The 14,023-nt window shown below is 70.1% G+C and carries 13 protein-coding genes; 2 read left to right on the top strand and 11 right to left on the bottom strand.

The genetic code is table 11. From position 1 onward, the window contains the following. Positions 1 to 42 precede the first annotated feature (42 nt). From smc to ACIBAG_RS29785, 3 genes are all read right to left on the bottom strand, one after another. The gene (gene smc, locus ACIBAG_RS29795) at positions 43 to 3,633 is read right to left on the bottom strand and encodes a chromosome segregation protein SMC (RefSeq protein ID WP_399109174.1); all 3,591 of its coding nucleotides are present in this window, start codon (positions 3,631 to 3,633) and stop codon (positions 43 to 45) included. Between the two features lie 262 nt (positions 3,634 to 3,895). Continuing rightward, positions 3,896 to 4,099, bottom strand: a complete 204-nt coding sequence (locus ACIBAG_RS29790; protein WP_058922942.1) for a hypothetical protein — start codon at positions 4,097 to 4,099, stop codon at positions 3,896 to 3,898. A 383-nt stretch (positions 4,100 to 4,482) separates the two neighbouring features. Next, a complete protein-coding gene (locus ACIBAG_RS29785; protein WP_399109171.1) occupies positions 4,483 to 4,764 on the bottom strand; it encodes an acylphosphatase in 282 nt (93 codons plus the stop codon). Between the two features lie 152 nt (positions 4,765 to 4,916). Here ACIBAG_RS29785 and ACIBAG_RS29780 point away from each other — a divergent pair, with 152 nt between their 5' ends. Both ACIBAG_RS29780 and ACIBAG_RS29775 read left to right on the top strand, forming a co-directional pair. After that, entirely contained in the window at positions 4,917 to 6,068 is a 1,152-nt protein-coding gene (locus tag ACIBAG_RS29780) for a CAP domain-containing protein (RefSeq protein WP_399109169.1), read from the top strand. Positions 6,069 to 6,161: 93 nt separating this feature from the next. Beyond that, entirely contained in the window at positions 6,162 to 6,563 is a 402-nt protein-coding gene (locus ACIBAG_RS29775) for a winged helix-turn-helix transcriptional regulator (protein WP_399109167.1), read from the top strand. Here ACIBAG_RS29775 and mutM read toward each other — a convergent pair. The 8 genes from mutM to recG form a co-directional block, all read right to left on the bottom strand. Continuing rightward, positions 6,536 to 7,396 (bottom strand): bifunctional DNA-formamidopyrimidine glycosylase/DNA-(apurinic or apyrimidinic site) lyase, encoded by an 861-nt coding sequence (gene mutM, locus ACIBAG_RS29770; protein ID WP_399109165.1) that lies wholly within the window; start codon positions 7,394 to 7,396, stop codon positions 6,536 to 6,538. The genes ACIBAG_RS29775 and mutM overlap by 28 nt on opposite strands. 127 nt (positions 7,397 to 7,523) lie before the next feature. After that, positions 7,524 to 8,330, bottom strand: coding sequence for a ribonuclease III (gene rnc / locus ACIBAG_RS29765; protein WP_399109163.1), 807 nt, complete (start codon positions 8,328 to 8,330; stop codon positions 7,524 to 7,526). A 7-nt stretch (positions 8,331 to 8,337) separates the two neighbouring features. Next, positions 8,338 to 8,511 carry a 50S ribosomal protein L32 gene (gene rpmF / locus ACIBAG_RS29760; RefSeq protein WP_003951102.1) on the bottom strand — a complete coding sequence of 58 codons (174 nt, stop codon included), beginning with the start codon at positions 8,509 to 8,511 and terminating at the stop codon, positions 8,338 to 8,340. Positions 8,512 to 8,513: 2 nt separating this feature from the next. After that, complete coding sequence (locus ACIBAG_RS29755) at positions 8,514 to 9,158, bottom strand: YceD family protein (RefSeq protein WP_399109161.1); 645 nt, start codon at positions 9,156 to 9,158, stop codon at positions 8,514 to 8,516. A 162-nt stretch (positions 9,159 to 9,320) separates the two neighbouring features. After that, entirely contained in the window at positions 9,321 to 10,403 is a 1,083-nt protein-coding gene (locus tag ACIBAG_RS29750; RefSeq protein WP_399109159.1) for an ATP synthase F0 subunit B, read from the bottom strand. Positions 10,404 to 10,460: 57 nt separating this feature from the next. Beyond that, entirely contained in the window at positions 10,461 to 10,940 is a 480-nt protein-coding gene (gene coaD / locus ACIBAG_RS29745; RefSeq protein WP_217215171.1) for a pantetheine-phosphate adenylyltransferase, read from the bottom strand. 26 nt (positions 10,941 to 10,966) lie between these two features. Next, positions 10,967 to 11,554 (bottom strand): 16S rRNA (guanine(966)-N(2))-methyltransferase RsmD, encoded by a 588-nt coding sequence (gene rsmD / locus ACIBAG_RS29740; protein ID WP_399109157.1) that lies wholly within the window; start codon positions 11,552 to 11,554, stop codon positions 10,967 to 10,969. 122 nt (positions 11,555 to 11,676) lie between these two features. After that, entirely contained in the window at positions 11,677 to 13,884 is a 2,208-nt protein-coding gene (gene recG / locus ACIBAG_RS29735) for an ATP-dependent DNA helicase RecG (protein WP_399109156.1), read from the bottom strand. Positions 13,885 to 14,023 lie beyond the last annotated feature (139 nt).

Raw genomic sequence — 14,023 nt, 5'->3', positions numbered from 1 at the left:
AAGGTGAGGGGAATGTGTTCAACTCTTGAATGAAGAGACGCCTCAGCGAAGCCGTTGGCTGATGACCTTCGACACACCGTCACCCTGCATGGAGACGCCGTACAGCGCGTCGGCGACCTCCATCGTGCGCTTCTGGTGCGTGATCACGATCAGCTGCGACGCCTCCTGCAGCTCCTGCATGATGCGGATCAGCCGCTGCAGGTTCGTGTCGTCGAGGGCGGCCTCGACCTCGTCCATGACGTAGAACGGGCTCGGCCGGGCCTTGAAGATCGACACCAGCATCGCCACCGCGGTGAGTGAGCGCTCACCACCCGAGAGCAGCGACAGCCGCTTGACCTTCTTGCCGGGCGGACGCGCCTCGACGTCGACACCGGTGGTGAGCATGTTGTCGGGATCGGTCAGGATCAGCCGGCCCTCACCACCGGGGAACAGCCGGCTGAACACGCCCTCGAACTCCCGGGCCGTGTCCCGGTACGCCTCGGTGAAGACCTGCTCGACACGCTCGTCGACCTCCTTGACGACCTGCAGCAGATCGGCGCGGGTCTTCTTCAGGTCCTCGAGCTGCTCGCTGAGGAACTTGTGCCGTTCCTCCAGTGCCGCGAACTCCTCCAGCGCGAGCGGGTTGACCTTGCCGAGCTGCTGGTAGGCCCGCTCGGCGGCCTTGAGCCGCTTCTCCTGCTCGGCCCGGACGAACGGCCTGGGCTGATTGCGCGGGTGCTCGGGGTCCTCGGGGAGCTGCTCGCCCTCGGCGGCCAGGGAGGGCGGCACGAGCTGATGGGGGCCGTACTCGGAGACGAGCCCCGCCGGCTCCACGCCCAGCTCCTCCAGCGCCTTGGTCTCCAGCTGCTCGATCCGCATCCGCTTCTCGGCGCCGAGGACCTCGCCGCGGTGGACGGAGTCGGTCAGCTTGTCGAGTTCGGCCTTGAGGTCGCGGCCCTGGTTGCGGGCGGCGGTGAGTTCCTGCTCGCGGCGGGCCTTGGCGGCCTCGGCGGCGGCACGCTCCTCGTCGGCGCGGGCGAGCGAGACCTCGACGTGCGCGAGGAGTTGGCGGGCACCGGAGGCGACGGCCTCCGCGACGGCCGCCTCGTGGCGCAGCCGCGCCCGCCGCTGCTCGGCACGCGCGCGTGCGTCGCGCTCCGCTCGAGCGGCGCGGTCGAGGGAGTCGGCGCGGCCGGCGAGTCCCTTGACGCGTTCTTCGTGCGTACGGACCTGGAGGCGGGCCTCCATCTCGGTCTGGCGGGCGTTCGCCCCGTCGGCCGCCAGACGGTCCCGTACCGATGTGTCCGGCTCCTCCTCGATCGGCATCTCCTCGGCCACGGCGAGCCGCTCGGCCAGCTCCTCGACCTCCTGGAGGGCCTTGTCCAGCGCCTCCTGCGCGCGTGCGGCGGCGGCGACGGAGCGCTCCGCTTCACCCGCAGCGCCTCGTGCCTGGCCGGCGAGGCGGCCGAGCTGCTGGGCTACGGCCGACTTCTCTCGGTCGGCCGCGCGGCGACGCTCTCCGAGCTCCTCGACGAGCGCGGCGGATGCCTTGCGGCGCTCGGTCGCCGCGTGCTGGGCCTCGGTGAGCTCTTCGCAGCGGACGGCCAGCTCTTCCAGCTCGGCGGCGGCCTCGTCCACGGAGGCCTGCACTTCGAGGAGGCTGGGGGCGCCTGCGGAGCCGCCGTGCGCGAAGTGGGCGCCGAGGAGGTCGCCTTCGGCGGTGACGGCGGTGAGGTCGGGGTGGGCGTAGACGAGGTCTTCGGCTTCTTCGAGGGTGGGGACGACGACGATGCCGTGGAGGAGGCGGCGGATCGCGGGCATGAGGTCGGCGGGGGCGCGAACGAGATCAGCGGCGTAGGTTTGTCGGGCGTCCGCGGGTTCGTCGTGGCTGGTCGCGCAGTTCCCCGCGTCCCTTTGGGGCGCTGCATCCTCCGGCGTTCCCGCCAGCAGCAGCGACGCCCGTCCCCCGTCCTGCTTCCGCAGCAGCCTGATCGCATCGGCCGCCGCCGAAGCTGACGTCACCGCGATCGCGTCCGCCGCCGCCCCGAAAGCCGCCGCCAGCGGTACCTCGTAGCCCGGCGTCACCGTGAGCAGCTCCGCGGCCGGGCCCAGTAGTCCCGTGAGGCGGTCCTTCGCGCCGAGCAGCGCTCCGGTCCCGTCCTTGCGGCGCAGGCCCAGCGCCAGCGCCTCGTGGCGGGCCTGGGTCGCGGCGCGACCCCGTTCCGCGGCCGTGGCCGCCTCGCGGGCTGCGGACAGGGCGGCCTCCGCCTCCGCGAGCTGCCGCTTCGCCGCCTCGTGCTGCTCGCCCAGTTCCGCGTCACCGGCGTCCAGGCCGTCGACCTCGGCCTTCAGCGCCTCGTACTCCTCCTGGGCGGCGAAGGCCCGCTCCTGGGCCTCGTCGCGCGCGGCGGCCAGGCGGTCGATCTCGGCCTGTGCCGAGGCGGCCCGTGAGCGCGCCGCGTTGACCTGCCCGTTCAGCCGGGCGAGCCCCTCGCGGCGGTCGGCGATGGCACGGGCGACGTCCTTCAGGCGCCGCTCCTCGAGGGCGAGCTCGCGTTCGAGTTCGGCACGGTGGGCGACCGTGTCCTCCAGGGCCCGCTCGGCCGCCTCCAGGGCCGCTTCGAGCTCGGCCTCCTGCTCCCGGATCCGGGCGGCCTCGCGCTCCATGTCCTCGGGGTCGCGGCCCCGGCGTTCCTCCGGCGGCGCGGACGTCGCGCTCTTCACGCGCGCGTCGGCCAGCGAGATCGTGCCGCGCACCCGCTCGGCCAGCTGCGACAGCTCGTACCAGGTCTGCTGGGCCCGCTGGAGGCGCGGCGTGAGCTGCCGTACCTCGTCCTCCAGGAGTGCCTCGCGCTGCAGCGCCTTCTTCAGCTCCTGCTCGGCGGCCTCCTTGCGCTCCTTCAGCGCGGCCTCGTCGGCGACCTCGGCCTGGAGCGCCTCGCGCAGCCGTACGAGATCGTCGGCGAGGAGACGGAGGCGGGCGTCGCGCAGGTCGGCCTGGATCACGGCGGCCCGCCGGGCGACCGCCGCCTGGCGGCCGAGCGGCTTGAGCTGCCTTCGGAGCTCGTCCGTCAGGTCCTGCACGCGCGCGAGGTTGGCCTGCATCGCGTCCAGCTTGCGAAGGGCCTTCTCCTTGCGCTTGCGGTGCTTGAGGACACCGGCCGCCTCCTCGATGAAGGCGCGACGACCCATGGGGTCGGCGTGCAGGACGGAGTCGAGCTGGCCCTGGCCGACGATGACGTGCATCTCGCGGCCGATGCCGGAGTCGGAGAGGAGTTCCTGGATGTCCAGGAGGCGGCAGGTGTCGCCGTTGATCTGGTACTCGCTGCCGCCATTGCGGAACATGATCCGCGTGATGGTGACCTCGGAGTACTCGATGGGCAGCGCCCCGTCGGAGTTGTCGATGGTCAGCGACACCTCGGCGCGGCCAAGCGGCGGGCGGCCGGTGGTGCCGGCGAAGATGACGTCCTCCATCTTGCCGCCGCGCAGCGACTTGGCACCCTGCTCACCCATGACCCAGCTGAGCGCGTCCACGACATTGGACTTGCCCGAGCCGTTCGGTCCGACGACACACGTGATCCCCGGCTCGAACCGGAGCGTGGTCGCCGAGGCGAACGACTTGAACCCGCGGAGGGTCAGGGCCTTGAGGTGCACGCCGCTGGACTCTACCTTCCGGGGATGTCTCGCTCCATGAACCCACGGTTTCACCGGTGAACGTGCAGGGCACACCAGACGTTAAAGAGAGTGAAAGAATGCGTGGGGCATTAAGACGGGGGCAAGAAAGAAGGGACGCCGAAGCGTCCCTTGCAACTTCTTTCGGCTGACTGGCCAGCCGTTTGACAACTTAGCGGTTGAACTTTGCGGTTGATACGGGCGGCCCAACCACTGCTGGTGCTGTCGTGGAGCGATGCAGTGATCAGGTGAGCGCAGGCTCCGCCTGGTGTGCGTCGATGCTCTCCATGATCCTGTCGTGAGAAGCGGCAGCCGTCAGCGCGTCGTTCTCCGCCTGGATCCGTACGAGCTCGGATTCCAGGTCCTGGACACGCTGCTGGAGCCGTCGCATCTCGGCGAGGAGTCGAGGGTCGGAGCCGCCGACGTAACCGAGAAGCGCCTTTGCCATGATGGATGGTCCTCCACACTGAGTGACCGACCGAAGCGGTGTGGGTCGTGAGGGATTCGCACCCGCGGTTGCTTGGCAGGCCTGGAGTTGTGCTGCCGTTCAGCCATGCCAAACAGCTAAGGTGCGCGGGGCTTTCAGCGTCTCACCAAAAAGTTTGACGGTCAACACGATCACGCCCCGTATCGGTGGGAAACCCGGGGGCGCACGGCCGGAAAGCGGCGGTGCTGCGACTCCTGCGGGCCCCTCAGGGCGTGCCGATCATCCTTGCCTGCGGAGCCTGCCACTGCAAGGGGGTTCTTGGCAACCACCTGCTCATTTCTGCTCGGGGCAGTTGCCGGTGGCAGATCCCTCCGCTTGTGCCAGGCCCGCTTTACAGAACCGGCTCAGCGGATGGCGAAGCCGTCGTAACCCCCGCGAGGTGTGTCCCAGATCTCGGTGACACCGTCCACCCGCCCGGGCGTGTCGGCGCCCTGAAGCCAGTCCAGAAGTCCCTCACAGCCCTCCCGCGGGCCCTCCGCGACCACCTGGACCCTGCCGTCGCCCAAATTGAGAGCAAAACCACTCAGGCCGCCGATCTCGAGCGCCTTGGCCCGCGTGAACCAGCGAAAACCCACACCTTGGACGCGTCCACGCACCCAGGCGACCAGCCGTACATCCTCGCTCATGAGTGCAACCTAACGGGCCAATGTCTCTCCGGGCACTTCCTCCCCGGGCGCCATGCGGTACCGTCCCCACCCAATGAATCCCATATGAAACTCACACGATCGAGTGAGTTCTGTGGGGATCTTGAGACCGCACGGACGAGGAAGGCCAGAACATGGGACGCCACCGACGCTCCGCCGCCGGCCGCGCCGCCAGGGGCCGCGCCACGGGGGTCACCCATACGGACGGCTCCTATACGGAGAGCCATGACTCCCGGGACTCGTACGCGAGCGACCGCCCCACGATGGGCATCGCGCCCTATCTGAACCCCGAGGCGTACGCCGAGGCCTACGCGAAGAGTGACGCCTATCTCTTCGCTACGGACGACGACTACGACCGGTTCACCGACCCGACAACGTTCCCGAGCGACGACGCGACAGCCACGGTCGCCTTCCGGAGCGACGGTTTCACGCCCGACGCCGGCTCCCGCCGCCCCGGGAACGCCTCGCACCGCCGCCGCAAGAAGAAGGCCGCCGCGCCGGTGAAGACCGGACTGCTCGGCGTCTCCGCTGCGGTCGCCATCGGCACGGTCGCGGTCGCCGCCGGCGTCGTGCCCGGCATCGAGAACTACCAGCTCGGCGGGGGCAGCGGCACGGACAAGGTGCAGGCCGCGGACACCCCGACCAACCTCCCCAGCGAGCAGGGCGGCACCTCCGGCAGCGCCGAGGGTCACGAGGACGGCGGCTCGACGAGCCGCGACGTCGAGCGGCCCGCCTCCCCGGCCCCGTCGAAGACGTCGTCCGCGCCGACGAAGACCCCGTCGAAGAAGCCGTCCGCGACGCCCAGCGCGAAGCCGAAGGAAACTCCCTCCCGTACGGCCACGAAGGCGCCGGAGAGGAAGCCCGAGAAGGAGACGCAAAAGCCCGGCGACTCCGTGGCGGTGTCCGCCGAGGCCGTCGCCGCGGCCGAGGTGCTGAAGCTCGTCAACGAGGAGCGCGCGCAGGTGGGCTGCAGCGCCCTCTCCGCCAACAGCGCGCTGACGGACCTGGCCCAGGACTTCAGCGAGGCGATGGCCGAGCGGGGCTTCTTCGACCACACCGACCCGGACGGGGCGTCCCCGTGGGACCGGGCCGCCAAGGCCGGCATAACCGACCTGGGCGGCGAGAACATAGCCCGCGGCCAGTCCGACGCCGCCGCCGTGATGGAGGCCTGGATGAACAGCCCGGGCCACAAGGCCAACATCCTGAACTGCGACTTCAAGACGCTGGGGGTCGGGGTGCACTTCGGCTCCGGCGGGCCTTGGTGGACGCAGGACTTCGGCTACTAGGTCCCGAAGTCAACCGGTCCCTACAGCCCGGGGCGCTAACTTCCGGTTAGCGCGCCCTGCAAGTTAGCGCTGCCTGAGAGTACGCTTTCAGATATGGACACCACGCAGGAGCGCGCGCAGGCGCAGGACTTCCCGTACGACGTGTTCGCCAAGGCCTGCCCCTCGCGCGGCACGCTGGAGCACGTCACGGGTCGCTGGGGCGGGCTCACGCTCAGCGCCCTGTACGAGGGCTCGCTGCGTTTCAACGAGCTGCGCCGCCGGGTCGACGGCGTCAGCGAGAAGATGCTGTCCCAGACGCTGCACGCGCTGGAGCGGGACGGCCTGGTGCACCGCGAGGCCCAGCCGACCAATCCGCCGCGGGTCGACTACGAGCTGACACCGCTGGGACGAGGAGTCGCCGAGCGGCTGATGGGCCTCATCCACTTCGTGGAGGGCCGGATGGACGACGTGCTCGCGGCACGTCGGCGTTACGACGAGACGCGCGGCGCCCGCTGACACTTCGGGCAGAAGTAGCTGGACCGGTTCATCCAGGGCCGCCTGCGCATCGGCGTACCGCACCGTTTGCAGGGCAGCCCTTCACGGCCGTACGCGTCGAGGGACCGGTCGAAGTAGCCCGACTCGCCGTTGACGTTGACGTACAGGCTGTCGAAGCTGGTGCCGCCGACGGCGAGCGCGGCGTTCATCACGTCCCTTACGTGGCCCAGGAGTTCGAGGCTGCGCGGGCGGGTGAAGGTCGCGGTCGGGCGGTCGTAGTGGAGGCGGCTGCGCCAAAGCGCCTCGTCCGCGTAGATGTTGCCGACGCCGCTGATCAACGACTGGTCGAGCAGGGCCCGTTTGATGGTGGTGCGCTTGCGGCGCAGGGCCTGGCGGAAGGCCTCGTCGTCGAAGAGCGGGTCGAGCGGGTCGCGGGCGATGTGCGCGATGACGTCGGGCAGGCCGTCGGGGGTGTTGTCGTGCAACGACAGGCCGCCGAAGGTGCGTTGGTCGACGAAGCGCAGCTCGGTGTCGAGGGCGTCGGCGAACCGCACCCGGATCCTGAGGTGCTTCTCGTCGGGCGCGGTGTGCGGCTGGACCAGCAGCTGGCCGCTCATGCCGAGGTGGGCCAGGACCGACTGGTCCGTGTCCTCCAGGGGCAGCCACAGGTACTTTCCGCGACGGCTGGGGACACCGACGCGGTGGCCCTTGAGGCGGTGCGCGAAGTCGTCCGCGCCGCCGAGGTGACGGCGTACGGCACGCGGGTGCAGCACCTCGGCGTCGGCGACCGTGCGGTGGGCGACCCACCGCTCCAGGCCACGTCGTACGACCTCGACCTCGGGCAACTCGGGCATGGGATCCCCCGTGGACCTGCGTGGGCCGCCGGTGGGGCTGGCGCCCCTCGGTGGCCCGTAGTGCCTGCTCAATGGGCCGAGCGCCCGCCCCGCGGCGGGGTGCGGGCGCTCGGGTCGCGCTGTTCGGTCAGGCGGAGGCCGACGACGCGTCGGCGTCGGGCTCGGCGGCATCCGCTGCCGCCTTCGCCTTCTTGGCGCGCTCGTCCGCGGCGGCCCGGATGGACCGCCACGCGGATTCCGCGGCCTGCTGCTCCGCCTCCTTCTTGCTGCGGCCGGTGCCGGTGCCGTACGAGACGCCTCCGACGCGGGCGGCAGCAGTGAAGGTCTTCTCGTGGTCGGGGCCGGTCTCCGTGACCAGGTACTCGGGCACACCGAGCCCCTCGGTCGCGGTGAGCTCCTGGAGACTGGTCTTCCAGTCCAGGCCGGCTCCGAGGTTCGAGGACTTCTCGATCAGGGGGTCGAACAGGCGGTGCACCAGCTCCGCCGCCGAGTCCAGGCCCTGGTCGAGATAGACCGCGCCGATCACCGCTTCCAGGGTGTCGGCGAGGATGGACGCCTTGTCCCGGCCGCCCGTGCCCTCTTCACCGCGGCCGAGCCGGATGAAGGAGCCCAGGTCGAGCCCGCGGCCGACCTCCGCCAGCGCACGCGAGTTGACCACCGCGGCCCGCAGCTTGGCCAGCTGGCCCTCGGGCAGATCGGGGTGGGCGCGGTACAGCGTGTCCGTGACCACGAGGCCGAGGACGGAGTCCCCGAGGAACTCCAGGCGCTCGTTGGTCGGCAGACCGCCGTTCTCGTATGCGTACGACCGGTGGGTCAGTGCACGCACCAGAAGGGCGGACTCGAGCTTGTACCCGAGCCGCCCTTCCAACAGCGTGTGGGACGAGGCTGTGTTGTCCGCAGCGTTCTTCTTGGGCGTGGACACAGTGCCTCTCACCAGCCGCTCAGACCTCGAGGACCTGGCGCTTGTTGTAGGTGCCGCACGACGGGCACGCGATGTGCTGCTGCTTGGGCTCGTGGCAGCGCTCGCACGCAACCAGAGTGGGGACCGCAGCCTTCCACTGCGACCGGCGGTGGCGCGTGTTGCTGCGCGACATCTTCCGCTTCGGAACAGCCACGGCTACTTCTCCTGCTTCTCGTCGACGCCCGCTTCGGCGCCGCTCATCTCGTCCTTCTCGCCGTCTCCGAGTGAACCGGCGAGTCCCTGCAGTGCCGCCCAACGGATGTCGACGGCGTCATGGTGGTGGTCCGGGTCGTCCGCGAGGCGCGCGCCGCACTCGGCGCACAGTCCTGGGCAGTCTTCCTGGCACACCGGCTGCATCGGCAGTGCGAGCACCACCGCATCGCGCAGCACGGGTTCGAGGTCGAACAGGCCGTCCTCGAGAAAGAGCCTGTCCTCGTCGTCCTCGGCGTCGTCGCCGGGTTCCGCACCGTGGTGGTGACGGCCCCGATCGTCGGCGTCAGGGTACGAGAACATCTCCTGGAAGTCCGCTTCGACGTCGAGCTGAAGCGGCTCCAGACACCTTACGCACTCCCCCTCGGCCTGTGCACGGGCGGTGCCCGTGACGAGCACCCCTTCCATGACCGACTCGAGCCGGAGTTCGAGCTCCACCGGGGCGCCTTCCGGCACTCCGACGACTCCCTGGATACCGAGGTCCTTGGGAGCGTCGACCTCGCGGGTCAGGCGCTGCAGCGCACCAGGCCGCCGACCCAGCTCGTGCGTGTCGAACACGAGAGGGTTGCGGTGGTCGAGGCGGGCTGTCACGCCATTCCTGCTTTCGATCTGCTGAGCTCAGAGGGTCACTGCCCTGCGGTGTTCCCGGGCAGCGTTGATCGCGGACGTACGCGCGACCGAAGAGCCAGGATACTGGACCTTTCGCTCACGGCCCAATCCGGTGGTGGATCCGGTGCTGGATCCGGTGGCGGCCTACTGGCCACGCCCCTGCTCGTAGGCCCTCAACTGCTCCGGAGTGATCATGCTGGTGTCGAAGAGGCTGGTCTCGTCGAGGGCGTACGACTGGTGCGCCTGCTGGGGCTGGTGGGCCGCCTGCTGGGCCTGTTGCGGGTCGTACGCCGCCTGCTGACCGTCGTAGCCCTGGTAGGCGTAGGGATCGGCCTGCTGGTAGCCGTAGGGGTCCTGCTGCTGGGCGTAGGCCTGCTGTGGGTAGCCGCCGTAGGTGTCCGACTGCTGGTAGCCGTACGCCGGCTGCACGGGCTGCGGGTCGTACTGGGGCTGTGCGGGTACGGCTGCCGCCGCCGGCTCGGCAGGGGCCGCCGCCGGGGTGTCACGCTCCGCGAGGGCCGCCAGGTCGGCGAGGTAGTCGGCGTCGCTGGAGTGCTGGACGGTGCCGGTGTCGTCGGCGAGGGCGCCGAGGTCGTCGGTGGCGATACGGCCGTGCAGCTTCTGCCGGCCGCGGCCGACCGCCTCCAGGGTCTTGGCCAGGACCGCCTCGAAGGCGCCGAGCTTGGCGTCGACGTACTGGTCGGCGTTGTGGCGCAGGGTCTGCGGGTCGTGGCTGCGCTCGGGGGCGTCCTCGTCCTCGTAGCCGTTCTCGTCGGTGCCGGGCCCGGTGCCGAGGAGCTTCTCGCGGCCGCGGCCGACGGAGCCGAGGGTCTTGGTGAGGACGACCTCGAAGTTGGCGAGCTTGGAGTCGACGTAGTCGTCCGCCTCCGCGCGGATCTCCTCGGCCTCCTTGCGGGCCTCGGCGAGGATACGGTCCGCCTCGGCCTGGGAGCGCCGGGCGACCTCGGTGTCGGAGATCAGGGAGCCCCGCTCGGCGTGCGCGCCCTGGATGATCCGCTCCGCCTCCTGGCGGGCCTGCTCGACCATCTGCTCGCGGCCGCCGATCAGCTCCTGGGCCTGGGCGAGGGAGCCGGGCAGGGCCTCGCGGACCTCTTCGAGCATCGAGAGCAGTTCGGCGCGGTTGACCACGCACGAGGCCGACATGGGCATCGACCGGGCGCCGGAGATCGCGGCCACGATCTCGTCGAGCTTCTTCTGCACGTCCACCTGTGCTCGCCACTCTCTACAGCTGTGTTGGAGACGGACGGGACGACTGTAGCCCCATCAGTCCTTGCGCAGGCGCTTGTTCAGGGCCTCCAGCACCACGGGGGGTACCAGGTGGGAGACGTCGCCGCCCCAGGTCGCGACTTCCTTGACCAGGGAGGAGGACAGGAAGCTGTAAGTGGGGTTGGTCGGCACGAAGAGCGTCTCGACGCCCGACAGGCCGTTGTTCATCTGGGCCATCTGCAGCTCGTAGTCGAAGTCGCTGACCGCGCGCAGGCCCTTGACGATGGCCGGGATGTCGCGCTGCTTGCAGAAGTCGACGAGGAGGCCGTGGAATGCCTCGACCCGGACGTTGCCGTACTCGGCGGTGACCTGGCGGATCAGATCGAGCCGCTCGTCCACCTCGAACAGGCCCTTCTTGGCCTTGTTGATCATGACGGCGACGTAGACCTCGTCGTACAGCCTGGAGGCGCGGGAAATGATGTCGAGGTGTCCGTTGGTGATCGGGTCGAACGACCCGGGACAGACGGCGCGGCGCACTTGTGATCCCTCGCTCTCCGGTCCGGTCATCGTGCGTCTTCGCACGTAGAGGCGGCGCGACCGTACCAAAACGTTCCCTCGCCGTAGCGACGGGCCCGGATCGCCTCGAAGCCGTCCGGCCACCTGAATTCGCCGCCTCTGGTGCTGCGCTCAACGGTGACGAGCGCTTCCGGCGCTAGCCAGCCCTCTGAGCGGAGTGTGAGCAGGATCTCGCGAAGATCGTGATCTGTGACTCGGTACGGCGGGTCGAGGAAGACGATGTCGTACGGCTCGGTCGGCGCCGGTGACTTGATGATCTGTTCGGCCTTGCCGGCGATGACCTGGGCGCCGGGGAGGCCGAGATTCTTGACGTTCTCCCGGACGGTGCGGGCGGCACGGGCATCGGCCTCGACGAGCAGGGTGTGACTCGCGCCACGCGAGAGTGCTTCGAGGCCTACGGCGCCTGAGCCTGCGTACAGGTCGAGGACTCGTTCGCCGCGCAGAGGGCCGCCAAGGAGGGACTGCCAAGTGGAGAAGAGTCCCTCGCGTGCGCGGTCAGAGGTCGGGCGGGTGCCGGTTCCCGGCGGAACGGCCAGGCGGCGTCCGCCGGCTGCGCCGGCGATCACGCGGGTCATCTTCGGTCCTTGGTCGTGGGCGGCTTCAGGTATCAGTGTGGCTGGTCGCGCCCGCGCGGCGGTAGCCGCATATGGATTACCGCCCGCGCCCCTGAAGGTCGGCGTCCTGAAGGTCGGCATCCTCACCCCTTTTCCAAGTACTGCTCCCTTTCCTCGTCCAAGAGGGCGTCCAGGGCCGTCCGCAGGCCGGGAAGTCCCGTCAGCTCCGGGTCCGCCGCCACCAGGGCCGCTGCCTCGTCCCGCGCGTCGGCGATGATCTCCTCGTCTTCGATGACGGCGAGGACTCGCAGGCTGGAGCGGGCCCCCGACTGGGCCTGCCCCAGGACGTCGCCCTCCCGGCGCTGTTCCAGATCGATACGGGACAGCTCGAAGCCGTCGAGGGTGGACGCGACCGCGTTCAGGCGCTGGCGGGCGGCGCTGGCCTCCGGCATCTCGGTGACCAGGAGGCAGAGGCCCGGTGCCGAGCCACGGCCCACTCGGCCGCGCAGCTGGTGGAGCTGGGAGACCCCGAAGCGGTCGGCGTCCATGATCACCATGGCGGTGGCGTTCGGGACGTTGACGCCGACTTCGATGACCGTCGTGGCGACGAGGACGTCGGCCTCGCCGGCAGCGAACCGGCGCATCACCGCGTCCTTGTCGTCGGGGTGCATCCGGCCGTGCAGGACCTCGACCTTGAGGCCACTCAGCGGGCCCTTGGAGAGCTGGTCGGCCACGTCGAGGACGGCAAGCGGCGGGCGCTTCTCGGCCTCGTCCTCCGGGGACTTCTTCTTGCCGGCCTTCTTCGGGTCGTCCTCCTCGTCCCCGATGCGCGGGCAGACGACGTACGCCTGATGGCCGTTGCCGACCTCCTCGCGCACCCGCTCCCAGGCGCGGGCCAGGAAGTGGGGCTTGTCGGCGGCCGGGACGACGTGGGAGGCGATGGGTGAGCGGCCGGCCGGGAGCTGGTCCAGGACCGACGTCTCCAGGTCGCCGAAGACGGTCATGGCGACCGTGCGGGGGATGGGCGTGGCCGTCATGACGAGGAGGTGGGGCGGCTGTTTGCCCTTGCCTCGCAGGGCGTCGCGCTGCTCTACGCCGAAGCGGTGCTGTTCGTCGACCACGACCAGGCCGAGGTCGTGGAACTGGACCTTGTCCTCGATCAACGCGTGCGTGCCGATCACGATGCCGGCCTCGCCGGTGACCAGGTCGAGCAGGGCCTGGCGGCGGGCGGCCGCTCCCATGGAGCCGGTCAGCAGCACGACCTTCGTGGCCTGCTCGGCCCCGCCCAGCATTCCGCCCTCGGCCAGTTCGCCCATCATCTCGACGATGGAGCGGTGGTGCTGCTGGGCGAGCACCTCGGTGGGCGCGAGCATGGCGGCCTGGCCGCCCGCGTCGACGACGGCGAGCATCGCGCGCAGCGCCACCATGGTCTTTCCGCTTCCGACCTCCCCCTGCAGCAGCCGGTGCATCGGATGCTCGGTCGCCAGGTCGTCGAAGATCTCCTGCGAGACCTTCCGCTGGCCCTCGGTGAGGGTGAAGGGCAGGCGGTCGTCGAAGGCCGTGAGGAGGCCGTCCGGGCTGGGTCTGCGGGCGACCGCCGGGAGTTGGGCGTCGGCGTGGCGGCGGCGGGCGAGAGCCACCTGGAGGACGAAGGCCTCGTCCCACTTCAGGCGGGAGCGGGCGTCCTCGATGTCGGCCTTGGTGTGCGGGCGGTGGATCTTGAGGAGCGCCTCGGGGAGGGAGACCATGCCCCGGCCCTCCCGAAGCGTGTCGGGGAGCGGGTCGACCGCCTCCTGGGCGCTGGGCAGGACCGTCTGGACGGCCTTGCCGATCTTCCAGGACTCCAGTTTGGCGGTGGCGGGGTAGATGGGGATGAGGGCGCCCGCCCAGGCTTCCACGGCCTCCTCGCCGTCTCCGCGCAGCAACTCGTACGCCGGATGCGCCAGTTGCAGGCGGCGGTTGAAGACGGAGACCTTGCCCGCGAACAACGCGCGTGTGCCCGGCAGGAGCTCCTTGTGGGGCTTGTGAACGCCGTTGCCGAAGAAGACCAGTTGGAGGCGGCCGCTGCCGTCGGTGATCGTGACTTCGAGGCGCTGGCCCTTGCCGCGCGGGGCCTTGGTGGAGGCGAAGGTGTGCAGGCGGGCGTCGGCGACCATGGCGACCACCGTCACGTGCTCGTCCATGGGGAGGTCGGCGAGGTGGGTGAGCTGGCCCCGCTCCTCGTATCTGCGCGGGTAGTGGTGCAGCAGGTCGCCGACGGTGTGCAGGCCGAGGTGCTCGGCCATCACCTTCGCGGTGGGAGGGCCGAGCACGTTCTTCAGTGGTTCTTCCAGTGCGGGCACGAGATCCATTCCACACCACACCACTGACAATGCCGCAGAGGTCACGGCGACCGTCAAGGTAAACGTCCCGGAAACCCCTGGTCAGACGGCTGGTTCCGGCTCTAGGATGGCGCGCTCCGGCCATCCTTTCCGCGGTCACCGCCTCACG

This window comes from Streptomyces sp. NPDC051243 (assembly GCF_044455405.1).
Lineage (GTDB): Bacteria > Actinomycetota > Actinomycetes > Streptomycetales > Streptomycetaceae > Streptomyces.
Note: the sequence above shows the minus strand (reverse complement) of the source record. Positions and strands in the feature narration are given on the sequence as shown.